This is a genomic window from Pseudaminobacter soli (ex Li et al. 2025), from assembly GCF_003012705.1.
In the GTDB taxonomy this organism is placed as follows: Bacteria; Pseudomonadota; Alphaproteobacteria; order Rhizobiales; family Rhizobiaceae; genus Pseudaminobacter; species Pseudaminobacter soli.
This window is the reverse complement of record NZ_PXYL01000007.1, coordinates 285,356-308,350: the sequence shown is the minus strand read 5'-3', so window position 1 is coordinate 308,350 and position 22,995 is coordinate 285,356. Positions and strand designations below refer to the sequence as shown.

Below are 22,995 nucleotides of genomic sequence, written 5' to 3'. Positions count from 1 at the left end.
CGCTCACTCCTGGATAATTTTGAACAGGCCGCGCATGACGGTCAGCGTGGCGATTATGAACACCGGCGGCAGAACGCCGATGTTGAAACTGCTTTCGCTCATCTCAAGCGCCATCATCCCGCCGGCGCCCTGCATGGCGCTGGTTGCAACCGCGGCCAAAATGAGGGACGATGCGCCGCTGAGCATCTGCAGCACGCCGTCGAACCGGCTAGTCATCGAGCGGACGACAAGCGCGACCGCGATGGTCGCAGCGATGATGGCGGCCAGGGTCAATAAAGACGGCATCGCCTACATCTCCTACCGATAAGTCACCGCTTTGACCGCCTCGACGACTTCGCCGACATTCGGCAACGCCAGCTTTTCGAGGTTGGCGGCGTAAGGCATCGGCACGTCCTTGCCGGCGATGGTGATGACCGGTGCATCGAGATAGTCGAAGGCGCGGCGCGAGACCTGATTGGCGATGTGGTCGCCGACCGAGCTCTGCGGGAAACCTTCTTCCACGACGACCAGGCGGTTGGTCTTCTTCACCGACTCGATGATCGTGTCGTAGTCAAGCGGACGGATCGTGCGCAGGTCAATGATCTCGGCGTCGATGCCCATCTCGCGCAGCTCGGCCTCGGCCTTCACCGCATAGGTCATGCCAATGCCGAAGGAGACGATGGTGACGTCCTTGCCCTGCTTGTGGACGCGGGCCTTGCCGATCGGGAGGACAAAATCATCGAGCTTCGGCACATCGAAGGAGTGGCCGTAGAGGATTTCGTTCTCGAGGAAGATGACCGGGTTCGGGTCGCGGATCGCGGCCTTCAGCAGGCCCTTTGCGTCGGCTGCCGTATAAGGCATCACGACCTTGAGGCCTGGAATGTGGCTGTACCACGCCGCATAGCACTGCGAGTGCTGGGCGGCGACGCGGGCTGCCGCGCCGTTCGGGCCACGGAAGACGATCGGAGCGCCCATCTGGCCGCCGGACATATAGAGCGTCTTGGCGGCCGAGTTCACGATCTGGTCGATGGCCTGCATGGCAAAGTTGAAGGTCATGAACTCCACGATCGGCTTCAGGCCGGCCATGGCCGCACCGACGCCGACGCCGGCAAAGCCGTGCTCGGTGATCGGGGTATCGACCACGCGACGCGGGCCGAACTCCTGCAGCAGGCCCTGGGTAATCTTGTAGGCGCCCTGATATTCGGCGACTTCCTCACCCATCACGAAGACGTCGGCGTCACGCCGCATCTCTTCGGCCATCGCATCGCGCAGCGCTTCGCGGACCGTCATGGAAACCATCTCGGTGCCGGCCGGAATATCCGGATCTGCAGCCACTTCGACCTTCGGCGCGGCGGCAACGGGAGCGGGCCTTGCAGGCTCGGCAGGCTTCTCAGCGGCAACCGGCGCCTTGGGCGACACTTCTTCCTCGCCGATGCCTTCTCCGACCTTGTCGATGTCTTCGCCCTCGACGGCGAGGATGGCGATCGGGGTGTTCACCTTGACGCCTTCGCTGCCGGCGGGGATGAGGATCTTCCCAAGCGTACCTTCGTCGACGGCTTCCACTTCCATGGTTGCCTTGTCGGTCTCGATCTCGGCGATCACGTCACCGGGGGCGATCTTGTCGCCTTCGTTCTTGAGCCACTTGGACAGGTTGCCCTCTTCCATGGTCGGCGAGAGGGCGGGCATGAGGATTTCGATCGGCATGTCTGTGCCCCCTTACAGCGTGATGTCGGTGTAGAGCTCGGACACATCCGGCTCCGGATCGGTCTGCGCGAACTCGGCCGAGTCGGCCACGATGTCGCGCACCTCCTTGTCGATCGCCTTCAGGTCGTCTTCCGTCGCCCATTTCTTGTCGAGCAGCCGCGCCTTGACCTGCTCGATCGGGTCGTGCTCGGAGCGCATCTTCTGCACCTCCTCCTTCGACCGGTATTTTGCGGGGTCCGACATCGAGTGGCCGCGATAGCGGTAGGTCTGCATCTCGAGAATGATCGGACCCTTGCCGGAGCGGCACCATTCCACGGCGAGATCGGCGGCTGCCTTCACTGCGCGCACGTCCATGCCGTCGACCTGGATGCCGGGGATCTTGAACGAAGCGCCGCGATGCGAGAAATCGGTCTCGGCCGAAGAGCGGCTCACCGAGGTGCCCATGGCGTAGCGGTTGTTCTCGATGATATAGACCACCGGCAGCTTCCACAGCGAGGCCATGTTGAAGCTTTCGTAGACCTGGCCCTGGTTGGCTGCGCCGTCGCCGAAATAGGTCAGGGAGACGTTCTTGTTGTCGCGGTAGCGGTTCGCGAAGGCCAGGCCCGTGCCCAGCGAAACCTGGGCGCCGACGATGCCGTGGCCGCCATAAAAATTCTTCTCCTTGGAGAACATGTGCATGGAGCCGCCCTTGCCCTTGGAGTAGCCTCCGCGGCGCCCGGTAAGCTCGGCCATGACGCCGCGCGGCGACATGTCCATGGCAAGCATGTGACCGTGATCACGGTAAGCGGTGATCATCTGGTCGCCCTCGATCAACGCCATCTGCATGCCGGTGACGACAGCTTCCTGGCCGATATAGAGGTGGCAGAAGCCGCCGATGAAGCCCATGCCGTAAAGCTGGCCGGCCTTCTCTTCGAAGCGCCGAATCAGCAGCATGTCGCGATAGGCCTTGAGCTCCTGCTCCTTGGTGAATTCTACGGGTTTGGGCGCTACAAGCGCGGTGGTCTTGCCGTCCGCTTTCGATTTCGCGGACGCCGTCCTGGCGGCAGATGCCATGCATCACTCCCTAGTAATGTCTCTTTTCGGACATTGGAGGGAGCGCACAATCCCCCTCCGATTGGGGAGAAAACTAGCACGCAATCCACCCTTCCGCTATGCGGAAAAATGCATGGCAGGCATGCAGCTAAGCACCTGCAATCATTGGGGATATCTTCGATTAACCGGATTTCGGTTAATTTGCCCAGTCGGACGAACGGATGATGGTGATCTCATCCGTGTGCGAAAGGTTCAGCGCTTTGCGGGCCTGCTCGTCGAGCATGTCCTTCTCGAGCGTGCCATCATGCAGCAACTGAACGCGGCGCTCAAGATCGATGCGACGGGACCTGACGGCATCGAGTTGCGCCTGCAATTCGACCGCCCGCGCCTGCAGCCGGTACTTGGAATAGATACCCAGCTCGCCGTGATAGGCGTGGAAGCCGAAATAGGAAAGGAACAGAACGGTGAGGCCCGGCACGATGAAGCGGCCGGTATTTCTCTCTCTATGCTGACGTGTCCACATGGCGCATTTCCTTGATGCGTCTCATCTGGCCCCATTATGCTTAATGTCCGGTTACGGGGGATAAAAATTCCGGCCCCAATGAAAAAGGGCGAGGTTGCCCTCGCCCCTGTCCGATCAGGATAGCGCCGGAAAATCCGGCCCTTGTCAGCCCTTCACAACCGAGCGGCCGGCATAGCGAGCCTGCTTGCCGAGCTCTTCCTCGATGCGGATGAGCTGGTTGTACTTGGCCGTGCGATCGGAGCGCGCGAGCGAACCGGTCTTGATCTGCCCGCAATTGGTGGCGACGGCCAGGTCCGCGATGGTCGAGTCTTCCGTCTCTCCCGAGCGGTGCGACATGACGGCGGTGTAGGCCGCCTTGTGTGCGGTCTCGACCGCGTCGAGCGTCTCGGTGAGCGTGCCGATCTGATTGACCTTGACCAGGATCGAGTTGGCAACGCCCATGCGGATGCCGTCGCGCAGGCGGGCCGAGTTGGTGACGAACAGGTCGTCACCAACCAGTTGAACATTCTTGCCGACCAGATCGGTCAGCATCTTCCAGCCTTCCCAATCGTCCTCGGCCATGCCGTCCTCGATCGAGATGATCGGGTAGTCGGCTGCCAGCTTGGCGAGATACTTGGCCTGGGTCTTGGGATCGCGGGTCTTCTTCTCGCCTTCGTAGACGTAGTTGCCGCCCTTGAAGAATTCGGTCGATGCGCAGTCCAGCGCGATGGCAACATCGTCGCCGGGCTTGTAGCCGGCCTTCTCGATCGACTGCATGACGAAGTCGAGGGCAGCCTGGGCGTTCTTCAGGTTCGGCGCAAAGCCGCCCTCATCGCCCACATTGGTGTTGTGGCCGGCATCCTTCAGCGCCTTCTTCAGCGTGTGGAAGATCTCCGAGCCCCAGCGAACGGCGTCGCGGAAGGTGGGCGCGCCCACCGGCATGATCATGAATTCCTGGAAGTCGATAGGATTATCGGCATGGGCACCGCCATTGATGATGTTCATCATCGGCACCGGCAGCACATGTGCATTGGTGCCGCCGACGTAGCGGTAGAGCGGCAGGTTCGAGGCGATTGCCGCTGCCTTGGCGACGGCAAGCGAGACGCCGAGAATTGCGTTGGCGCCGAGGCGAGCCTTGTTGGGCGTGCCATCGAGATCGATCATGGTCTGATCGATTTCGGCCTGGTGCTGGGCCTCCATGCCGCCGATGGCCTCGAAGATCTCGCCATTGACCGCTTCGACGGCGCGCTCGACGCCCTTGCCGAGATAGCGCGGCCCGCCGTCGCGCAGTTCCACGGCCTCATGCGCGCCGGTCGAGGCGCCGGACGGCACGGCAGCACGGCCCATGGAGCCGTCTTCCAGCACCACGTCCACTTCCACGGTCGGGTTGCCCCGGCTGTCGAGAATTTCGCGGCCGATGATTTCGATGATGGCGGTCATTGTGGTGTCCCTCGGATCGTGGCGGATAAGGTGGCGCCCGTCTTAGCGATGGGCAGTAAAAACGCAATGAGACGCCCGGGCGACCGGGCGTCGAACTCAGTTGCCTTTGGCGACGCGGTCGAACGCCATCAGCTTTTCAAGCAGCGCGGGCATGTCCTTCAGCGGAACCATGTTCGGACCGTCGGAAGGGGCGTTGTCCGGGTCCTCATGCGTCTCGATGAAGACGCCGGCGACGCCGACGGCCACGGCCGCGGACGCCAGGGTCTTCACGAAACGGCGGTCGCCGCCCGAGGAGCCACCCTGCCCGCCCGGCTGCTGCACCGAATGGGTGGCATCGAAAATCACCGGCGCACCCGTCTCGGCCATGATCGGCAGCGAGCGCATGTCCGAAACCAGCGTGTTGTAGCCGAAAGACGCGCCGCGCTCGGTGACAAGCACATTGGCGTTGCCCGAGTTCGTGACCTTGGCCACGACATTCTTCATGTCCCAGGGAGCGAGGAACTGGCCCTTCTTCACGTTGACCGGCTTACCTGTGTTGGCCGCAGCAACCAGAAGGTCGGTCTGGCGGCTCAGGAACGCCGGGATCTGCAGAATGTCGACCGATCCGGCCACGAGAGCGCACTGCTCTTCCGTATGGACGTCGGTGAGCACCGGCAAGCCGAACTCTTTGCGGATATCCTCGAAAATGGGAAGTGCGGTTTCGAGGCCGGCACCACGCTTGCCGGACAGCGAAGTGCGGTTCGCCTTGTCGAAGCTGGACTTGTAGACCAGACCGATGCCGAGTTTTTGGGTCAGCTCCTTCAGTGCGCCGGCCATGTCGAAGGCGTGCTGACGCGACTCGAGTTGGCAAGGGCCGGCGATCAGCGCCAGCGGCGCCTTGTTGTCGAAGACCACATTGCCCACGGTAACGGTCGGGTTCGGCGTGTTCATCAAAGCTCCTCGAATATGAAAATGGCGCCCTGACCGGGTGCCGCAGGTACGATCAGCCGATTGTCACGATGGTCGAACTCGATGACATTGGCGCGAAGAATTTTGTTTGTCTGGGTCAGGCTGGCGACGCCAAAGACGATCGCAACCAGCCGAAGATTGCCCGCAGGTGCGCCGAGCCCGGTATCGGCCTTGAATGCGGCGGGGTCGACAAGCTCGATCGCAGCGTTCGGCAGTATCACCTGGAGCACGCCGTTTGCGGCAGGCAGCGCAGGAGCATTTGCGACGGCTTCGAAGAAGCGCGCATGGCTTGCGGGATCGTCTACGCAGGCAATGATTGACGCAAGGCGCTTGGCGCCGTTGGCATGGGCCTGCAAGGCCGATCGGTCGACCTGCGGAACATTGGCTCGCTCACACGTGAAGAAGAAGGCGTCCGGCGCGTCCGTCTCGGCGGCAAAGGCCAGCCGGAAGGAGGCCATGTCGGCCTTGCCCGAAGCATCCTTGAAGGGCCGGGAGAAATCCAGCCGGTCGCCTGCCGAAACGCCGGCATCAACGAAGGTCTTATGGTCGGCATCCGCGTCCTCGGTGCCGAAGACGATAGCCGAAAGCCCCTCCTCGCCATTTCGTACGCGGAATTGTCGGTCGCGCGCGACAAAGACGTTTTTCGTCGCCACCGCTTCGTCGGCCTTGGCGGCGTCTCCGACGACCAGCGGTTCGAGGAAAGTGCCGTCGGAGAGGTAAACGCAGGCGTTCTCGGTGCCGAAGGGATGCACGCCGATGGGTGCTACGGTAAAGCCAAGCGCCGACAGCCTCTCGCGCGCAATACCGAGGTCTGCGGTCGGCAGCACGAGGTGGTCGAGCGGACGGGGCGTAGCGGATGTGCTCATCTGGCTGCCATGTGCCCCAAATTCGGCGCGCGTTCAAGCGGCCATGTCGTCAGCGGCGGCGTGCTTCGTCATCGCCACGCCCGCTTTCGCGTCTGGCCATTGTCACCCTTCGACAGGCTCGGGATGAGGGAACCTGGGAAGACGGGCGGTCGTCGGACACGCTCGTTTAGGTAAATCTTGCGGTCCTTCGACCGCCCGTTCGATGCGCTTGCCTGGGTTTGTTCGCCTCCGCATTCGCGCGGCCAGCCACACCCTGGGCCCGGACTTGGGGATTCATCATCCAGCAGCGCTACCGTCACGCCACCAGCCCGGACATCGTCGGCCCCCACGCTCATCCGGTTCATGACCCGTGTTCCCGGTGAGGCCGATGCACGCGATTATGCGCGAGGCAGAGAAGCGGGGGATGAAATGGGCTGCAAATTTGTTTCGCAGCCAATGATTTCAGAAACTTACGCGCGAAGCGGGATGAATTTCATCCCCATCTTCGCGCGGTAACTGCCTAGGCAGCCTTTTCGACCAGCCGCGCCAACTGCGTCATGACCACGGCCGAGCCGGCGAGGCGCTTTTCGGCGCTCGGCCAGTCGCGGATGAAGACGATGGAGTGATCCGCCCTGATCTTGGCAAGCGAGCCCTGCTCGCCGATGAATTTCACCAGCCCTGCAGGGTTGGAGAATTCGCGCTTGCGGAAATGGATGACGACGCCCTTCGGGCCGGCGTCGAGCTTCTCGACATTGGCTTTGCGGCAGAGCGCCTTGATGAAGACAATCTTCAACAGATGCTGAACCTCTTCAGGCAACGGGCCGAACCGGTCGATCATCTCGGCTGCGAACGCATCGATCTCTTCCGGCGAATCGAGATCGGCCAGGCGCCGGTAGAGCGCGAGCCTCAGCTGCAGATCGGGCACATAGCCTTCGGGGATCATGACGGCCGTGCCGACGGTGATCTGCGGCGACCAGCCGCCGTCCAGCGCTTCGCCATCGCCCTTGATCTCGGCCACCGCCTCTTCCAGCATCTGCTGATAGAGCTCGAAGCCGACTTCCTTGATGTGGCCCGACTGTTCCTCGCCGAGCAGGTTGCCGGCGCCGCGGATGTCGAGGTCGTGGCTGGCGAGCTGGAAGCCAGCGCCCAGCGTATCGAGCGACTGCATCACCTTGAGGCGCCGGTCGGCGGTGTCGGTCAGCTTCTTGTTGGCCGGCAAGGTCATCAGCGCATAGGCGCGCAGCTTGGAACGGCCGACGCGGCCGCGCAGCTGGTAAAGCTGGGCGAGGCCGAACATGTCCGCCCGGTGCACGATCATCGTGTTGGCGGTCGGGATGTCGAGGCCGGATTCGACGATCGTGGTCGACAGGAGCACGTCGTACTGGCCGTCGTAGAAGGCATTCATGATGTCGTCGAGCTCGCCCGCCGGCATCTGGCCGTGGGCGGTGGCGATCTTCAGCTCGGGCACCGAGCCGTGCAGGAAGTCGCGGATCTCGGAAAGGTCCGTAATGCGCGGGACGACATAGAAGCTCTGGCCGCCGCGATAGCGCTCGCGCAGCAACGTCTCGCGCACAACGAGCGGGTCGAAGGGCGAGATGAAGGTGCGAACCGCCATGCGGTCGACCGGCGGTGTGGCGATGAGCGAAAGCTCGCGCACGCCGGTGAGCGCCAGCTGCAGCGTGCGCGGGATCGGCGTTGCCGACAGCGTCAGCACATGCACGTCGCTCTTGAGTTCCTTCAGGCGCTCCTTGTGCTTGACGCCAAAGTGCTGCTCCTCGTCGATGATAAGCAGGCCGAGGTTCTTGAAGGTGATCGTGTTGCCGAGCAGCGCGTGTGTGCCGACGACGATGTCGACCGTGCCTTCCGCAATTGCCTTCTTGGTCTCAGCGAGCTCCTTGGAGCCGACCATGCGCGAGGCCTGACGCACCACCACCGGAAGCCCGGCGAAGCGCTGCGAAAAGGTCTTGAAATGTTGGCGCGCGAGCAGCGTGGTGGGCACCACGACCGCCACCTGGAACCCTTCCATGGCGGCGAGGAAAGCCGCGCGCAGCGCCACTTCCGTCTTGCCGAAGCCGACATCGCCGCAGACCAGGCGGTCCATAGGCTTGCCGGCCGAGAGATCGTCCATGACCGAGTCGATGGCGCGCTGCTGGTCGTCCGTCTCCTCGTAGGGGAAGCGGGCGGCGAACTCGCCATAGACGCCATCCGGCGGGCTGATGACGGGGGCCGAGCGCATCTGGCGTTCGGCGGCGAGCTTTATCAGCTGGCCGGCCATGTCGAGCAGGCGGCGCTTGAGCTTGGCCTTGCGCGCCTGCCAGGCACCGCCGCCGAGTTTGTCGAGGGTGGCCTCGGCCGAATCCGAGCCGTAGCGCGACAGAAGCTCGATGTTCTCGACCGGCAGGAATAGCCGGTCGTCGCCGGCATAGTGGATTTCGAGGCAGTCGTGCGGCGCGCCGGCGGCCTCGATGGTGCGCAGGCCGACGAAGCGGCCGATGCCGTGGTCGGCATGGACGACGATGTCACCTGCCGAAAGGGCCGCGGCTTCGGCGATGAAATCGGAAGCGCGCTTGCGCTTCTTGGAGCGGCGCACCAGGCGGTCGCCCAAAATGTCCTGCTCGGCGACGACGACGAGTTCGTCGGTCTCGAAGCCGGCCTCGAGCGGCAGCACCGAAAGACCGGCCTGCCCCGGGCCGAGCTTTTCGACATCGGCGAGCGTCGCGACAGATTTGAGGTTGCCGAGTTGATGTTCGGTCAGGATCTGCGTCAGGCGGTCGAGCGAGCCTTCCGTCCAGCCGGCGATGAGCACGCGCCGCTTGGCCGCGCGCAGGTCGCCGACATAATTCACGACCCGCTCGAAGACATTGACGTTCGGATCGGCGCGTTCGAGCTCGAAGCCGCGTGCGGGCTTGGAGCCGGCATGCAAGAGCTTGCGGCCGCCGGTTTCGGGCGTGTCGAAGGGCGTGAATTCCACCGCCATGCGGTCGGCAACGGCTGCCGCCACGTCGTCGGGCGACAGATACATCTCGGCCGGGGGAACCGGCTTGTAGGGCACCGCCTCTTTCAACGCACCCGTCGTCGCCGGATGGCGGCGCGACTCGTAATAATCGAGAATCAGCGTGTGGCGTTCGCCCAACGCCTCGCGCGCCAGATGGTCGAACACGACCGGCGCGTCAGGCAGGTAATCGAAGATGGTTTCCAGCCGCTCGTAGTAGAAGGGCAGCCAGTGTTCCATGCCGGCGAAGCGGCGTCCTTCGGTGACGGCCGCATAGAGCCCATCGTCGCGCGACGGCGCGCCGAAGGCTTCGATATATTGGCGGCGGAAGCGGCTGATGGCTTCGGGTGTCAGCGCCACCTCGCTCATCGCCTGCATGGTCAGCGCATTGCGCTGGCCGGTGGTGCGCTGGGTTGCCACATCGAAGGCGCGGATCGATTCCAGCGTGTCGCCGAAGAAGTCGAGCCGCAGCGCCTCGTCCGCACCCGGGGCGAAAAGGTCCAGAATGCCGCCGCGCACGGCGAATTCGCCGACCTCGCGCACGGTCGCGACGCGGTCGAAGCCGGAATTCTCCAGCCGCGCGATCAGTACGTTCATGTCGACCTGGTTGCCGGGCCGCGCATGGAAGGTCTGCGCCTCGATGGCAGAGGCCGGCGGCACGCGCTGGAGAAGCGCGTTCGCCGTGGTGAGGATGACGGCGCGGTGCGGCTGCTTGGCTAGCGAAGCCATGGCGGCCATTGCGTCGAGGCGCCGGGCTGCAGCATCGGCGCCGGGCGACACGCGGTCATAGGGCAGGCAGTCCCAGGCCGGGAAATCCAGCACCGGCAGCTCCGGCGCGGCAAAGGCCAGCGCATCGGTTATCGCTGGCAGGCGCTGACCGTCGCGGGCGACGAAGATCACGGGGCCGTCGGGCGCGGCCTCGAGCGCAGCGGTGACGAGTGCGAAGGCCTCGTAGCCATCGGCCACGCCATCGACGATGAACTGGCCGGTGCCGCTCTTCGGCAGGCCGATTTTCTTGATCAGGCTCATCCTAGAAGCTCATGGACAGGCGCTGGGCCAGTATCTTGCGATAGATTGCGGTGTCTTGCGCGACCGGAATGGCGCTCTCGCCGGTGAACCACGAAAGCAGGTCTGCATCCTGCAGTTCCAGCAGCTTTTCGTATTCGTCGAGTTCGGCGTCGGACAGATCGTGGATGGTGGTGTCGGCGAAAGTGCCGAGAATCAGATCCATCTCGCGCATGCCGCGGTGCCAGGATCGGAACAGCAGCTTGCGGCGGCGCGTGTCGAGTCCCTCACTTGATCGCGTCGTGCCTGTCATCTTCCACATCCTGATTGCCGAGCGGCGCATATAGCGTGGATGACGCGGCCTGTCAGCCTTGCACATGGTCGCGCGGCGCATAAGCTGCCAAACATGCGCCCTTCCCTCCTCGACCCGCTGTTCGTGCCGATCACCTCGCTTGCCGGCGTGGGGCCGAAAATAGCCGACCTGATCGCCAAGATCGTGCCTGCTGATCTCAGCGACCGGCCGGCGCGCGCGGCCGATCTCGTCTTTACGCTGCCCAATTCGGTGATCGACCGGCGCAACCGGCCCGGCATTGCGCTCGCGCCATCGGGCGCCATCGTGACGCTGGAGGTGACGGTGGACCGCCACATGCCGCCGCCACGCGGCAACAAGTCGGTGCCCTACCGGGTCTACGCCTTCGACGAGACGGGCGAAATCGCGCTGACCTTCTTCCACGCCAACGCCTCGTGGCTGGAGCGTGCGCTGCCTGTGGGCGAAGAGGTGATCGTGAGCGGCCGCATGGAGTGGTTCAACGGCCGGCCGAGCATGGTGCATCCGGACCATATCGCGCGCAAGGCCGAGGCCGGCAGCCTGCCGCTGGTCGAGCCGGTCTATCCGCTCACCGCGGGCCTGTCGCCAAAAGTGCTGCGCCGCGCCATTGGCCAGGCGCTGGAGCGCGTGCCGGAAATGCCCGAGTGGCAGGACGCCGACGTGATGCGCCGGCAGACTTTTCCCGCCATGCGCGACGCGCTGCAGCGCATTCACAACCCGGCGGACCCGCTCGACGTTTCGCCCGACAGCGCGGCGTGGCGGCGGCTCGCCTATGACGAGTTTCTGGCCGGGCAGATTTCGCTGGCGCTGGTGCGGGCGACCGTACGCAAGCTTTCCGGCCGGCCGCTGACCGGCGACGGCAAGCTGATCGCGGCGCTGAAAAAAGCCCTGCCCTATGAGCTGACGCGTTCGCAGACCGAGGCGCTGACCGAGATCGATGCCGATTTGCAGAAGCCGGAGCGCATGTTGCGCCTGCTGCAGGGCGATGTCGGGTCGGGCAAGACGGTCGTGGCGCTGCTTTCCATGGCTCGCGCGGTGGAAGCCGGCGGACAGGCGGCACTGATGGCGCCGACGGAAATTCTCGCCCGCCAGCATTTTGCGTCCATTTCGCCACTTGCCGAGAAGGTCGGCTTGCGGATCGCGGTCCTCACCGGCCGCGAAAAGGGCCGCGAGCGCGCCGATATCTTGGCCGGGCTTGAGAATGGCGAGATCAATCTCGTCGTCGGCACGCATGCGCTGTTCCAGGAAACGGTGCAGTTTCGGGACCTGGCGCTTGCGGTGATCGACGAACAACACCGCTTCGGCGTGCATCAGCGGCTTGCCATGACGGCCAAGGGCGATGCGCCCGACATGCTGGTGATGACGGCGACGCCGATCCCACGCACGCTGGTGCTGACGGCCTTCGGCGACATGGACGTTTCGCGCCTGACCGAAAAGCCGGCCGGGCGCCAGCCGATCCGCACCGTCACCTTGCCATTCGACCGCCTCAATGAACTGGTCGGGCGCATGCGCGACGCCGTCGCGGAGGGTCAAAAAGTTTACTGGATCTGTCCGCTCGTGGAGGAGTCCGAAGAGGTCGAGCTGATGTCGGCCGAAGAGCGGTTTTCATCGCTGAAACCCGTGTTCGGCGACCGGATCGGCCTCGTCCACGGGCGCATGAAGGGCGCGGAGAAGGACGAAGCCATGCGCGCCTTCAAGGAGGGCGAAACGCGCATCCTGATCGCCACCACCGTCATCGAGGTGGGTGTCGACGTGCCGGATGCCACGATCATCGTCATCGAACATGCCGAGCGCTTTGGCCTCGCGCAGCTTCACCAGCTGCGCGGACGAGTCGGACGCGGCTCCAAGGCCTCGACCTGCGTTCTGCTCTACAAGGACCCGCTGGGCGAAACCGCCAAGCGCAGGCTTTCAGTGATGCGCGAAACGGAGGACGGTTTTCGCATCGCCGAGGAGGACTTGAAGCTGCGCGGCGAAGGCGAGCTGCTTGGCACGCGCCAGTCCGGCACGCCTGGATTCCAGGTCGCACGCATCGAGGCCCATGCGGACTTGCTGGAAATCGCGCGCGACGATGCGAGGTTGCTGCTCACGCGCGACCCGGAGCTGAAGACCGAGCGCGGGCAAGCCGTGCGGACGCTGCTCTATTTGTTCGGGCGCGACGAGGCGGTGAGGCTGCTGCGCGCGGGCTGATCGGCGTCGGCCAAGGCCGGATTGCCGATCGCGCCGTCGATCGTGACACCCTTGGCCTTGACCGCCTTCTTGACCTCGGGCGCGACGAGGCCGGCCGAGACGATGAGCTTGGCGCCGTCCTCTATGCTCATGTCGAGGACGACGATCTCGGATTTGCGCACATACATCAGGAAGCCGGTGGTGGGATTGGGCGTGCAGGGCATGAACACACCAATCAGCGGGTCCTCCGCGTCGCCGTCCAGCTTTTCATTGATTTCCGTGCGCTTGTCGCCGGCCACGAAGACGAGCGACCAGACGCCTTTGCGCGGATATTCGACCAGGCCGACGGTGCGGAACATCTCGTTCTTGTTCGAAAGCGCGGTTTCGAAAATCTGCTTCAGCGCCTTGTAGATGCTGCGCACCAGCGGCATGCGGTCGAGGATGCGCTCGCCGAGCGAAATGACCGTGCGGCCGATGATGTTGGCGGTGAGGAAGCCGATCAGCGTGATCAGCACCAGCGCCACGATGAGGCCAAACCCCGGCACCCTGACCGAGAGATAGGTATCGGGGTTGTAGTCGGCCGGAATGTAGGGCTTTACCCATGAATCGACCCAGCCGATGAACGACCAGGCGATGTAGGCCGTGATCGCCAGCGGCGCGCAGACGACGAAGCCGGTCAGGAAATAATTCCTCAACCGGGTCATCGCCGAGGTCTTGTGCGTATCAGACATGCTTTACCCGCCGCGCTGGTTGCAGCGCAACATTAGTGAAGCACACCGTCCTTTGGAACAGCGAATTTGGCCGAGCGGCCGCTTATTCGACCGTCACCGACTTGGCGAGGTTGCGCGGCTGGTCGACGTCGGTGCCCATGAACACGGCGGTGAAATAGGCCAGCATCTGGATCGGCAGCGCATAGACGATGGGCGTGATGATCTCCGGCACATCCGGCAGCACGATCGTCTCCATCGTGTTTACCGAGGCCTGCTCGGCACCCTTGCGGTCGGTGATCAGGATGATCTTGCCGCCGCGCGCAGCCACTTCCTGCATGTTCGAAACGGTCTTTTCGAAGATGCGGTCGTGCGGGGCGATGACGATGACCGGCATGTTTTCGTCGATGAGCGCGATCGGCCCGTGCTTCAGCTCGCCCGCGGCATAGCCTTCGGCATGGATGTAGGAAATTTCCTTGAGTTTTAGCGCGCCTTCCATGGCGAGCGGGAAATTGGTGTCGCGGCCGAGATAGAGCACATGGCGATAGTGCGAAAGCTCGCGCGCGACCTTCTCGATCTGCTCGTCGAGCTTCAGGACCTGGTTGGCGTAACGCGGCGCTTCGGAGAGCGCGCGGATCAGAACCTTTTCCGTCTCGGTCGAGATGGTGCCGCGTGCCACGCCGGCGCGCACGGCAAGCGAGGCAAGCACCGAAAGCTGGCAGGTGAAGGCCTTGGTCGAGGCAACGCCGATTTCAGGACCAGCCAGCGTCGGCAGGACTACGTCGGATTCGCGTGCGATGGTCGATTCGCGGACATTGACGATGGCGCCGATGGGAACGCCCGCCTTGCGACAGTAGCGCAGCGAGGCCAGCGTGTCGGCGGTTTCGCCCGACTGCGAGATGAACAGTGCTGCGCTGTTCTTCGAGATCGGCATTTCGCGGTACCGGAACTCGGAAGCGATATCGATGTCCACCGGCAGCCGCGCGACGCGCTCGAACCAGTATTTGCCGATGAGGCCGCTGAGATAGGCCGTGCCGCAGGCCGACAGCGCCAGCCGGTCGATTTTTGCAAAGTCGAAGGGCAGGTCGAGCGGCTTGGAAATGCCGGAGGTGAAGTCCACATAGTTGGCGAGCGTGTGGGAGATGACCTCCGGCTGTTCGTGGATTTCCTTTTCCATGAAATGGCGGCGGTTGCCCTTGTCGACCATGAAGCTGGTGCTGAGCGACTGCTGGCGCTTGCGCTCGACGGGCTGGCCTTCGATGTCGAAGATGTTGAACGAATCCCGGCGCACCACCGCCCAGTCGCCGTCTTCCAGATAGGTGATGGAATTGGTGAAGGGCGCGAGCGCAATGGCGTCGGAGCCGAGGAACATCTCGCCCTCGCCATGGCCGACGGCCAGCGGCGGGCCGTTGCGGGCGCCGACTATGAGGTTTTCGTCGCCGCGGAACATGATGGCGAGTGCGAAGGCACCTTCCAGGCGCTTCAGGGCAGCATGAGCAGCCGCAACCGGATCGGCGCCGCGCTTGAGCTCGCGCGAGACGAGATGGGCGACCACCTCGGTGTCTGTCTGCGAGGTGAATTCGTAGCCATCGGCGGTGAGTTCGGCGCGCAGTTCCGCAAAATTCTCGATGATGCCGTTGTGGACCACCGCCACATCGTTGGAGAAATGCGGGTGCGCGTTGGTCTCGTTGGGAATGCCGTGGGTGGCCCAGCGGGTGTGGCCGATGCCGATATTGCCGTCGAGCGGCTCGGCCTTAAGGCGCTTTTCGAGATTGACCAGCTTGCCTTCGGCGCGTCGGCGCGCAAGCTTGCCGCGTTCGATGGTAGCGACGCCTGCGGAATCATAGCCGCGATATTCAAGCCGCTTCAGTGCATCGACAATCAGTGGCGCCACGGCCGTCTGGCCGACAATCGCAACAATTCCGCACATCGTTCGCTTGCCCCGATTCCGAATTTCGCCCCTGCGGCTGTCTACTGACTGCCGCAGGCAGGAGAAAGTCACATTGCGTGTCGTTTCATATCAGCCGGAAGGGCCGAGCCGGGCGACCCGCCGGCCCTTCGGCTCATGCGTAGGAATAATCTGTCGAAGTTATTTTTTCGCTGCGCTGGCACGTCGTTCACGCAGCTGCTTGGCGCGTTCTGGCAGTGTCTTCTGGCGGGCGCGGCCAAAGGCCAAGGCGTCTTCAGGCACATTCTCGGTCACCACGCTTCCCGAAGCGATGTAGGCGCGGTCGCCGATCATGATGGGCGCGACCAGCGAGGAGTTCGAGCCGATGAAGGCGCCGGCGCCTATATCGGTGAAGAACTTCGAATAGCCATCATAGTTGCATGTGATGGTGCCGGCGCCGATATTGGCGCCCGGACCGACACGCGCGTCGCCGATATAGGTCAGGTGGTTGACCTTGGCGCCCGCCTCGATCGTGGCCTTCTTGACCTCGCAGAAATTGCCGACCTTGGCCTTTTCGTGAAGGTTCGCACCCGGCCGCAGCCGCGCGAACGGACCGATCTCGGCGCGGGGGCCGACATTTGCGCCTTCAAGATGGCTGAAGGCGTGAATGATCGCGCCGCTGGCCACGGCGACGCCCGAGCCGAAATAGACGTTCGGCTCGATCAGCACATCCGGGTCGATCTCGGTGTCGTGCGAGAAGAAAACGGTTTCCGGAGAAATCATGGTCACGCCGGACAGCATGACCTCGCGGCGCTTGCGCTTCTGCCAGATGGCCTCGGCCTCGGCGAGCTCGGCGCGGTTGTTGATGCCGAGCACGCTATCGTAGCTTGCCTCGGTGGCGACCACCTTCAGCCCCGCGGCATGGGCGATCTCGACGACGTCGGTCAGATAATACTCGCCCTTGGCATTGTCGTTGCCGACCTTGTCGAGCAGCGAGAGAGCATGCTTGCCCGCAATCGCCATCAACCCGCTGTTGCAGAAGCCGATTCGCCTTTCCTCGTCGGTGCAGTCTTTGTCCTCGCGGATGGCGATCAGTTCCCCATCCTTTTCGATGAGACGGCCATAACCTGCCGGATTGGGCGGGCGGAAGCCGACAACCACAACCGCGGCCCCGTCGGCAAGCTTCCTGCGGGCAGCCAGCAGCGCCTCCGCGTCGACTAGCGGCGTGTCGCCGAACATCACCAGAATATCGTCGTAGCCTCGTTCGATCGCGGACCGCGCCGAAAGCACGGCATGTCCGGTGCCGAGACGCTCGGCCTGGACGAAGGTTTCGGCGCGCGGTGCGAAGGAGGCCGCGGCCTCGCGCATCTGTTCGGCGCCATGGCCGATGACCAGCGCGAGATCGCCTGCGCCGGCGGCCTCGGCTGCGCGCGTCACATGCGCGACCATCGGCAGGCCGGCAATCTTGTGCAGCACCTTGGGCAAGGCGCTTTTCATGCGAGTGCCTTCACCGGCGGCAAGGATGATCGACAGGCAGGAACGTGCGGTCATGGCGATTTCCGAAAGTGAACGGGAAGAATCGGCTCAGTTCTAGAGCACGATTCGCAAGAATGCGAAGGGGTTTTGCAAATGCCCCGGGTCACGATCTGCAAAGGATTATGACGCTGGCAGGGCGTTATGCCTTGTTAGGCCATTTTCAACTCATCGCGCCGGGGTCAGCCGAGCCGCCCGAGAACGGGAAACGTCTCCAGCAGCCAGTAGGACGCGGTCTGCACGCCGCCGGTCAGGAACAGCACGCCGGCGACGACGAGCAGCGCACCGATTACCTTTTCGACGCGCCCGAGGTGCACGCGAAAACGGCCGAGAAAGCGCATGAAGCTGTCCGAGAACAATGCCGCGAGCAGGAACGGTATTCCGAGGCCGAGCGAATAGGCGGCAAGCAGCAGAGCGCCCTCGCCCATAGTCTCGCGCCCCCCGGCCAGCGTCAGGATCGGTCCGAGGACCGGTCCGATGCAGGGCGTCCAGCCGAACGCGAAGGCCAGTCCCATGACATAGGCGGCAACGGCATTGGCCGGCTTGCCCTCCGCCTGGAAACGCGCCTCGCGCGACAGGAACGGGATTTTGATGACGCCGAGGAAATTGAGCCCCATGATGATGATAAGAACACCGGCCGCCATCGCCAGCGGTTCCTGCCAGACGCGCAGCACGCGGCCTATCGTCGAGGCGCCGGCGCCAAGGGCTACGAAGACCGTCGAAAAGCCGAGAACAAAGGCAAGGGAGGTGAAAAGCAGCGCATTGCGCGTGCCAGTCCGCGAGGCCTTGCCCTCGCCGGCGCGGAAATCCTCGACCGACACGCCGGCCATATAGCAAAGATAAGGCGGCACCAGAGGCAGGACGCAGGGGGACAGAAACGACAGCGCCCCCGCCCCGATCGCACTCAGATAACCGACATCCAACGCCATGCTTTCATTGCCCCTTTAGGTCTGCGCCGCTTATAGCCACGCTAGACCAGTCGCTCCAATCACGACTGCGTGGCAGATCGTCACCCTGGCAAAATGAGCGAGGGCCAGCCCTGTATATCGACGTCTTCCTCCATATATCCGGGCATTCCCGCCGCCGAACGCGCCCTGACGGCGCCTCGACGCGGACCTTTTCAACCTCTAAAAGGCACGCATGAGCATCGAAACGCTGGTAAATGGGATCATCGCCTTCACCCAGGAAAACGCAAGCTGGGCGCCCTACATTGTGTTCGCGCTGGCGTTTGCTGAATCCATGGCGATCGTATCGCTCTTGGTACCCGCCTGGGGCATCCTGATCGGCATCGGTGCGCTTGTGGGCATAAGCGAGCTGGATTTCTGGCCGGTGTGGCTGGGCGCCGCGCTCGGCGCCATCGTGGGCGACTGGCTGTCCTACCTGTTCGGCTACCATTTCAAGGATTCTGCAACGAAGGTCTGGCCTCTTTCCAGGCATCCGGCCATGGTCGAGCGCGGGCGCGTCTTCTTCGATCGCTGGGGACCGTGGAGCGTGTTTTTCGGCCGGTTCTTCGGCCCCTTCCGCGCCGTCGTGCCGCTGCTCGCCGGCATGTTTGCCATGCGCAGCCTGCACTTCCAACTGGCCAATGTCGCCTCGGCCATCGTCTGGGCTTTCGTGCTGCTGGCGCCCGGCTCCATTCTGCGTCAAATCTTCTAAAGCATTTTGCAGCCAGACGGAATCGTCTGGCGTCGCACAAATGCGGCTAGGAAAACGGATAGAGCGGCGGAATAGCATTCGTCAGAATGCCCGTCGCTCTAGCATCTGGGGCCAATTCGTGGTTTGTCGGCCGCGGATCCGGCGGAGGACATTCATGAAAGCTTGGAACAGGTTGGGGCTCACTGTTGCGCTTGCGGCTGCCTTGGTTGCCGGGTCGCTTGCGGTCGGCGCGGTCCAGGCCGACGCCATGGTAGTCGTGCCCGCTGGCAACAGGTCCGCAACCCAGCCACCGATTCCGAACACTTCCGCACTCAGGGCGCGCGCCTTCAACACCACCTACGAGGCCAAATACGAGCAGATCATCGCGCTGCTGAAGCGCGAAACCAAGCTGATGGCGCAGATCAAGAAGGCCGCCGCCACCTATAGGATAGATCCGATCCATATCGTCGGCGCGCTGGTCGGCGAGCACACCTACAATGTCAGCGCCGTCGGTACGATGCAGACCTACTATGTGAAGGCGCTCGCCTATGCCAATGCCGACTTCGCCTTCCGCTACAAGGGCGTCGCGGTGCAGACCTTCCTCGAGCGGCCAGAATTTTCGCGCTGCACCGCCAAACAGGGCAGCGCCGAGCTGTGGAGCTGCCGCGACCAGGTGTGGGACGAGGCGTTTCGCGGCAAGACGGTCGGCGGCGTCGCCTATGAGCCGCTGAGCTTCCAGCGCGCCTTCTTCCAGCCCTTCTATGCCGGCCAGACTTTTGGCCTCGGCCAGATCAGCCCGCTGACGGCGCTCGAAGTGACCGACATGGTCAACAAGGTGAGCGGCTTCGACCGCCTGACACCCGATCGGCCGCAGGCGATCTATCGCGACATCATGGATCCGGACCGGGCCTCCATCTACATCGCCGCCATCGTGCGCGACTCCATCGACGCCTATGCGGCCAAGGGCTTTGATATTTCCGGCAATCCCGGCATCACCGCCACGCTCTACAATGTGGGCCAGCCAAGGCGGCGCGCCGCCCAACTACGGGCGGCGGTGGCCAGCGGCAGCGACCGCAAGCTGCCCGTCGAGAACTATTATGGCTGGCTGATCAATGACAGGCTGGACCAACTGAAAGCCCTGCTCGGCACCACGACGCAGTGATTTAGACGGTCTGGCGGCTGCCTTCCGCTTGCGGCCAGGTCTACCTCATTCGGCGGAACATCGGCTTTCGGACGACGTTTTCGCCTGAAAGGGAGAACAGCCATGTCGCCCGACAGCGCCCCTCCGCGTCCCACGCCCGAAAAGGACCCTTCGACGGACACTCCGTCATGGGAGCCTGATGTTTCGGACTTCGATCCCGAGCTCGATGAGGAACGTGAGCAGATCGACCCGCTCGAAGAAGAGATCATCCCGTCGCCGGCCCAGCCATTTCCTCCGGTTTGATCGCCGCGGATCGCACGAGCGGCCGCCGTCGCCGAAACGGCGCTCGTCTCGATCCCTTGATCAATACTCCTGCCTGGTAGGCCGATAGACGATCTCATTTACGTCGACGTCCTCCGGTTGGCTCATGGCAAATACCACCATGCTGGCGAAGGAGTCGGCCGGAATGGCGACCTGATCGTAGAGCTGGCGCACCCTATCGGCGACATTCGGGTCGGTGATGGTGTCGGGAAGCTCGGTGGCGACCGCGCCGGGAGAAATCACGGTCGTGCGGATGTTGTAGGGTTTTACCTCCTGCCGCAGCCCCTCGGAGATCACACGCACTGCATATTTGGTCGCGGAGTACACAGCGCCGCCCGGTCCCACCTTATGGCCGGCAACCGAGGCTACATTGATGATATGGCCGCTCTTCTGGGCCTTCATGTACGGCAGTACCGCCGCGATCCCGTAGAGCACGCCCTTGATATTGACATCGATCATGCGGTCCCACTCGTCGATCTTGAGGCTTTCGAGGAGCGACTGCGGCATCAGGCCGGCATTGTTGATGATGACGTCGACGCGGCCGTGCATCTCTACCGCGCGGTCGACAAGATGCTTGACCTGCTCGAAATGCGAGACGTCGGTCTCGATAGCAGCGTCCTTGCCCAGTGAGAGATCCGTGGCCAGTGCCTGCAGCCGCTCAATACGGCGCGCGCCGAGCATGAGCTTGGCTCCGTCCCGGGCGAGACGACGCGCTGCCGCTTCTCCCAACCCGCTGCTCGCGCCGGTGATGACGACGACTTTGTCCTTGATGTTCTCAGTCATGGCGATTTCCTAGATTTGTGGTCGATGCCTCAGCGATCGACCTTGGCCTGCATTTCAGGCGTATAGCGGTCCCCCTTCACCTCGACGCTCGCCAGAGACACCTCGATCTGGCGGAGGTCGTCGGGCGTCAGCGAGATGTTTGCCGCGCCGATGTTTTCCTCCAGGCGGTGCAGTTTGGTGGTGCCGGGGATCGGCACGATCCAGGGTTTCTGGGCAAGCAGCCAGGCAAGCGCGACCTGCGCGGACGTGACCTTCTTCCGCGCCGCGATCTGGCCGACCAGGTCGACCAGGGCCTGGTTGGCCTTGCGGGCTTCGGGCGTGAACCGAGGCACGTTGTTGCGGAAGTCATTGCTGTCGAAGCTCGTGTTTTCGGTGATCGTGCCGGTGAGAAATCCCCTGCCCAACGGGCTGAACGGAACAAAGCCGATCCCGAGTTCCTCCAGCGTCGGAAAAACCTTGGTCTCGGGCTCGCGCCACCACAGCGAATATTCGCTTTGCAGCGCCGTGACCGGCTGCACCGCATGCGCCCGCCGAATGGTCTGCGCACCAGCCTCGGACAGTCCGAAGTGCCTGACCTTGCCTTCGCGGATCAGCTCCTTCACGGTCCCCGCTACGTCCTCGATGGGGACGTTTGGGTCGACGCGATGCTGATAGAAGAGGTCGATGTGGTCGGTCTTGAGCCGTTTGAGCGACGCTTCGGCGACTTGCCTGATGTGGTCGGGGCGGCTGTTCGTGCCGCTCTGGCGGCCCTTGTCGTCGAATTCGAAGCCGAATTTCGTGGCGATGACGACCTGCTCGCGTATCGGCGCGAGTGCCTCGCCCAATAGCTCCTCGTTCTTGAACGGGCCATAGACCTCTGCCGTATCGAAGAACGTCACGCCACGCTCGAACGCGCCGCGAATGAGCTTGATCGCCTGTTGCGTTTCCGTGGCCGGGCCGTAGCCGGAGCTGAGCCCCATGCAACCGAGCCCAATGGCCGAAACCTCAAGGCCACTGTTTCCAAGTCTGCGCTTTTGCATTGCGATCTCCTCGCGTCATGCCCGGTATTGTTCGTCGCTGACCTTTTCCATCCAGTCGACGATTTTGCCGTCGAGTGACTCGGCGATGGCGATGTGTGTCATGGCCGTCGTTGCGGTCGCGCCATGCCAGTGCTTTTCGCCCGGCTCGAACCACACCACGTCGCCGGGCCGGATTTCCTCGACCGGGCCGCCCTCGCGTTGCGCCCAGCCGCAGCCCGACGTCACGATCAGCGTCTGGCCCAAGGGATGCGTGTGCCAGGCCGTACGGGCGCCAGGCTCGAAGGTGACGATCGCACCGCCGACGCGCGCCGGCGCGCTTGCCGAAAACGGGGAGTCGAGGCGTACAGTTCCAGTGAAATATTCAGCCGGTCCCTTGCCGGACGGCTGTGATCCGATTCGCTTGATTTGCATGTCTCTTTCCCTTCGGTTCTCGTCAGCCTTTCGGCGTCCCGCCAGTACTGAAATCGTGAAATGAATTGACTGGCGCACCCCGCGGAGCAGGCGCACGCTTGTGAACCAAGGCTAAGGAGGTGACGGCTATGCGCACGTTGCTTTTCTCGCTTTCCATGAGCCTCATGGCTCTTGCGTCCGCATGCTCGACCACGGGCGTTGGCGGTGCATACGGGATCACAGCTCCTGCCAACTACTATGGTCGTACGGTAGGCCACAGGGCGTACGGGGTCACAGCTCCTCCCCGCTATCACTATGGTCGCACGGTGGACGGCAGAACGCACGCCAGAACTTACGGCATCACCCCCACGCGCCCGGCTGGCCCGAACGTGAATGAGGGAGATCGTACCAACGAATACGGCCGCAATCTCTTCTGAAGCTTGGCGGCCTTGCCGGCCGCCGATCTGAAAGAAGGCGATCGGGCCGGATCGCAAGGCAAAGAGGCTTTCCCGATGCCTATGGACTCGATCATCGTTACGGTCTGCGTGACCGCCGTTTTCGTCGCCTTTGCTGCGGTTCTCGCCTACGGGATGATAACTTCAGGGAAGTGAGAGCGATCGAGACACGCGGCGACATG

At 63.4% G+C, this 22,995-nt stretch carries 21 protein-coding genes; 5 read left to right on the top strand and 16 right to left on the bottom strand.

Annotation, left to right across the window (positions count from 1 at the left end; all coding sequences use genetic code 11):
- Window positions 1-3: 3 nt before the first annotated feature.
- From C7I85_RS16395 to C7I85_RS16355, 9 genes are all read right to left on the bottom strand, one after another.
- Window positions 4-285 carry a hypothetical protein gene (locus tag C7I85_RS16395; protein WP_146148888.1) on the bottom strand — a complete coding sequence of 94 codons (282 nt, stop codon included), beginning with the start codon at window positions 283-285 and terminating at the stop codon, window positions 4-6.
- Window positions 286-297: 12 nt separating this feature from the next.
- The gene (locus tag C7I85_RS16390) at window positions 298-1,683 is read right to left on the bottom strand and encodes a pyruvate dehydrogenase complex E1 component subunit beta (protein ID WP_106725059.1); all 1,386 of its coding nucleotides are present in this window, start codon (window positions 1,681-1,683) and stop codon (window positions 298-300) included.
- 12 nt (window positions 1,684-1,695) lie between these two features.
- A complete protein-coding gene (pdhA, locus tag C7I85_RS16385) occupies window positions 1,696-2,736 on the bottom strand; it encodes a pyruvate dehydrogenase (acetyl-transferring) E1 component subunit alpha (RefSeq protein WP_106725058.1) in 1,041 nt (346 codons plus the stop codon).
- Window positions 2,737-2,911: 175 nt separating this feature from the next.
- Window positions 2,912-3,238 carry an FtsB family cell division protein gene (locus tag C7I85_RS16380; protein WP_106725057.1) on the bottom strand — a complete coding sequence of 109 codons (327 nt, stop codon included), beginning with the start codon at window positions 3,236-3,238 and terminating at the stop codon, window positions 2,912-2,914.
- 144 nt (window positions 3,239-3,382) lie between these two features.
- Window positions 3,383-4,657, bottom strand: coding sequence for a phosphopyruvate hydratase (gene eno / locus C7I85_RS16375; protein ID WP_106725056.1), 1,275 nt, complete (start codon window positions 4,655-4,657; stop codon window positions 3,383-3,385).
- A gap of 96 nt (window positions 4,658-4,753) precedes the next feature.
- The gene (gene kdsA, locus C7I85_RS16370) at window positions 4,754-5,587 is read right to left on the bottom strand and encodes a 3-deoxy-8-phosphooctulonate synthase (RefSeq protein ID WP_106725055.1); all 834 of its coding nucleotides are present in this window, start codon (window positions 5,585-5,587) and stop codon (window positions 4,754-4,756) included.
- On the bottom strand, window positions 5,587-6,471 hold the full coding sequence (locus tag C7I85_RS16365; RefSeq protein WP_106725054.1) for a VOC family protein: 885 nt from the start codon (window positions 6,469-6,471) through the stop codon (window positions 5,587-5,589). The genes kdsA and C7I85_RS16365 overlap by 1 nt, the downstream gene beginning before the upstream one ends.
- 499 nt (window positions 6,472-6,970) lie before the next feature.
- Entirely contained in the window at window positions 6,971-10,471 is a 3,501-nt protein-coding gene (gene mfd / locus C7I85_RS16360; RefSeq protein ID WP_106725053.1) for a transcription-repair coupling factor, read from the bottom strand.
- A 1-nt stretch (window position 10,472) separates the two neighbouring features.
- A complete protein-coding gene (locus tag C7I85_RS16355) occupies window positions 10,473-10,760 on the bottom strand; it encodes a succinate dehydrogenase assembly factor 2 (RefSeq protein ID WP_181257201.1) in 288 nt (95 codons plus the stop codon).
- 93 nt (window positions 10,761-10,853) lie between these two features.
- Between C7I85_RS16355 and recG the strand changes: the two genes are divergently transcribed.
- A complete protein-coding gene (gene recG / locus C7I85_RS16350; protein ID WP_106725051.1) occupies window positions 10,854-12,962 on the top strand; it encodes an ATP-dependent DNA helicase RecG in 2,109 nt (702 codons plus the stop codon).
- Here the strand turns inward: recG and C7I85_RS16345 are convergent.
- The 4 genes from C7I85_RS16345 to C7I85_RS16330 form a co-directional block, all read right to left on the bottom strand.
- Window positions 12,914-13,672 (bottom strand): DUF502 domain-containing protein, encoded by a 759-nt coding sequence (locus tag C7I85_RS16345; protein ID WP_106725050.1) that lies wholly within the window; start codon window positions 13,670-13,672, stop codon window positions 12,914-12,916. The two genes, recG and C7I85_RS16345, sit on opposite strands and share 49 nt — an antisense overlap.
- An 82-nt stretch (window positions 13,673-13,754) precedes the next feature.
- Window positions 13,755-15,578, bottom strand: coding sequence for a glutamine--fructose-6-phosphate transaminase (isomerizing) (glmS, locus tag C7I85_RS16340; protein ID WP_106725049.1), 1,824 nt, complete (start codon window positions 15,576-15,578; stop codon window positions 13,755-13,757).
- Window positions 15,579-15,737: 159 nt separating this feature from the next.
- Window positions 15,738-17,087 (bottom strand): bifunctional UDP-N-acetylglucosamine diphosphorylase/glucosamine-1-phosphate N-acetyltransferase GlmU, encoded by a 1,350-nt coding sequence (gene glmU, locus C7I85_RS16335; protein WP_106725048.1) that lies wholly within the window; start codon window positions 17,085-17,087, stop codon window positions 15,738-15,740.
- Window positions 17,088-17,251: 164 nt separating this feature from the next.
- Complete coding sequence (locus C7I85_RS16330) at window positions 17,252-17,998, bottom strand: cytochrome c biogenesis CcdA family protein (protein ID WP_106725047.1); 747 nt, start codon at window positions 17,996-17,998, stop codon at window positions 17,252-17,254.
- Between the two features lie 211 nt (window positions 17,999-18,209).
- On the opposite strand from C7I85_RS16330, the gene C7I85_RS16325 reads away from it, so the two are divergent.
- From C7I85_RS16325 to C7I85_RS16315, 3 genes are all read left to right on the top strand, one after another.
- Window positions 18,210-18,725 carry a DedA family protein gene (locus tag C7I85_RS16325; protein ID WP_106725046.1) on the top strand — a complete coding sequence of 172 codons (516 nt, stop codon included), beginning with the start codon at window positions 18,210-18,212 and terminating at the stop codon, window positions 18,723-18,725.
- 154 nt (window positions 18,726-18,879) lie between these two features.
- A complete protein-coding gene (locus C7I85_RS16320; RefSeq protein WP_106725045.1) occupies window positions 18,880-19,866 on the top strand; it encodes a DUF1402 family protein in 987 nt (328 codons plus the stop codon).
- 102 nt (window positions 19,867-19,968) lie between these two features.
- A complete protein-coding gene (locus C7I85_RS16315) occupies window positions 19,969-20,148 on the top strand; it encodes a hypothetical protein (RefSeq protein WP_106725044.1) in 180 nt (59 codons plus the stop codon).
- Window positions 20,149-20,208: 60 nt separating this feature from the next.
- Here C7I85_RS16315 and C7I85_RS16310 read toward each other — a convergent pair whose 3' ends face one another.
- Genes C7I85_RS16310 through C7I85_RS16300 form a run of 3 tightly spaced genes read right to left on the bottom strand, consistent with a single transcriptional unit; the run spans window position 20,209 to window position 22,379 of the window.
- A complete protein-coding gene (locus tag C7I85_RS16310; RefSeq protein WP_106725043.1) occupies window positions 20,209-20,949 on the bottom strand; it encodes an SDR family oxidoreductase in 741 nt (246 codons plus the stop codon).
- Between the two features lie 29 nt (window positions 20,950-20,978).
- Window positions 20,979-21,968: an aldo/keto reductase gene (locus C7I85_RS16305; RefSeq protein ID WP_106725042.1), complete on the bottom strand. Its 990-nt coding sequence runs from the start codon at window positions 21,966-21,968 to the stop codon at window positions 20,979-20,981.
- A gap of 15 nt (window positions 21,969-21,983) precedes the next feature.
- Window positions 21,984-22,379 carry a (R)-mandelonitrile lyase gene (locus C7I85_RS16300; protein WP_106725041.1) on the bottom strand — a complete coding sequence of 132 codons (396 nt, stop codon included), beginning with the start codon at window positions 22,377-22,379 and terminating at the stop codon, window positions 21,984-21,986.
- A gap of 428 nt (window positions 22,380-22,807) precedes the next feature.
- Between C7I85_RS16300 and C7I85_RS30990 the strand changes: the two genes are divergently transcribed.
- Window positions 22,808-22,969, top strand: a complete 162-nt coding sequence (locus tag C7I85_RS30990) for a hypothetical protein (RefSeq protein ID WP_181257204.1) — start codon at window positions 22,808-22,810, stop codon at window positions 22,967-22,969.
- Window positions 22,970-22,995: the final 26 nt, after the last annotated feature.

Coding starts and splice junctions, on each gene's coding strand:
- C7I85_RS16325 (WP_106725046.1), top strand. CDS start 18,210: ATGAGCATCGAAACGCTGGTAAATGGGATCATCGCCTTCACCCAGGAA.
- C7I85_RS16355 (WP_181257201.1), bottom strand. CDS start 10,760: ATGACAGGCACGACGCGATCAAGTGAGGGACTCGACACGCGCCGCCGC.
- C7I85_RS16315 (WP_106725044.1), top strand. CDS start 19,969: ATGTCGCCCGACAGCGCCCCTCCGCGTCCCACGCCCGAAAAGGACCCT.
- C7I85_RS16300 (WP_106725041.1), bottom strand. CDS start 22,379: ATGCAAATCAAGCGAATCGGATCACAGCCGTCCGGCAAGGGACCGGCT.
- eno (WP_106725056.1), bottom strand. CDS start 4,657: ATGACCGCCATCATCGAAATCATCGGCCGCGAAATTCTCGACAGCCGG.
- C7I85_RS16310 (WP_106725043.1), bottom strand. CDS start 20,949: ATGACTGAGAACATCAAGGACAAAGTCGTCGTCATCACCGGCGCGAGC.
- C7I85_RS16320 (WP_106725045.1), top strand. CDS start 18,880: ATGAAAGCTTGGAACAGGTTGGGGCTCACTGTTGCGCTTGCGGCTGCC.
- C7I85_RS16380 (WP_106725057.1), bottom strand. CDS start 3,238: ATGTGGACACGTCAGCATAGAGAGAGAAATACCGGCCGCTTCATCGTG.
- glmS (WP_106725049.1), bottom strand. CDS start 15,578: ATGTGCGGAATTGTTGCGATTGTCGGCCAGACGGCCGTGGCGCCACTG.
- C7I85_RS16365 (WP_106725054.1), bottom strand. CDS start 6,471: ATGAGCACATCCGCTACGCCCCGTCCGCTCGACCACCTCGTGCTGCCG.
- pdhA (WP_106725058.1), bottom strand. CDS start 2,736: ATGGCATCTGCCGCCAGGACGGCGTCCGCGAAATCGAAAGCGGACGGC.
- glmU (WP_106725048.1), bottom strand. CDS start 17,087: ATGACCGCACGTTCCTGCCTGTCGATCATCCTTGCCGCCGGTGAAGGC.
- C7I85_RS16305 (WP_106725042.1), bottom strand. CDS start 21,968: ATGCAAAAGCGCAGACTTGGAAACAGTGGCCTTGAGGTTTCGGCCATT.
- C7I85_RS16390 (WP_106725059.1), bottom strand. CDS start 1,683: ATGCCGATCGAAATCCTCATGCCCGCCCTCTCGCCGACCATGGAAGAG.
- C7I85_RS16345 (WP_106725050.1), bottom strand. CDS start 13,672: ATGTCTGATACGCACAAGACCTCGGCGATGACCCGGTTGAGGAATTAT.
- C7I85_RS16395 (WP_146148888.1), bottom strand. CDS start 285: ATGCCGTCTTTATTGACCCTGGCCGCCATCATCGCTGCGACCATCGCG.
- recG (WP_106725051.1), top strand. CDS start 10,854: ATGCGCCCTTCCCTCCTCGACCCGCTGTTCGTGCCGATCACCTCGCTT.
- kdsA (WP_106725055.1), bottom strand. CDS start 5,587: ATGAACACGCCGAACCCGACCGTTACCGTGGGCAATGTGGTCTTCGAC.
- C7I85_RS16330 (WP_106725047.1), bottom strand. CDS start 17,998: ATGGCGTTGGATGTCGGTTATCTGAGTGCGATCGGGGCGGGGGCGCTG.
- mfd (WP_106725053.1), bottom strand. CDS start 10,471: ATGAGCCTGATCAAGAAAATCGGCCTGCCGAAGAGCGGCACCGGCCAG.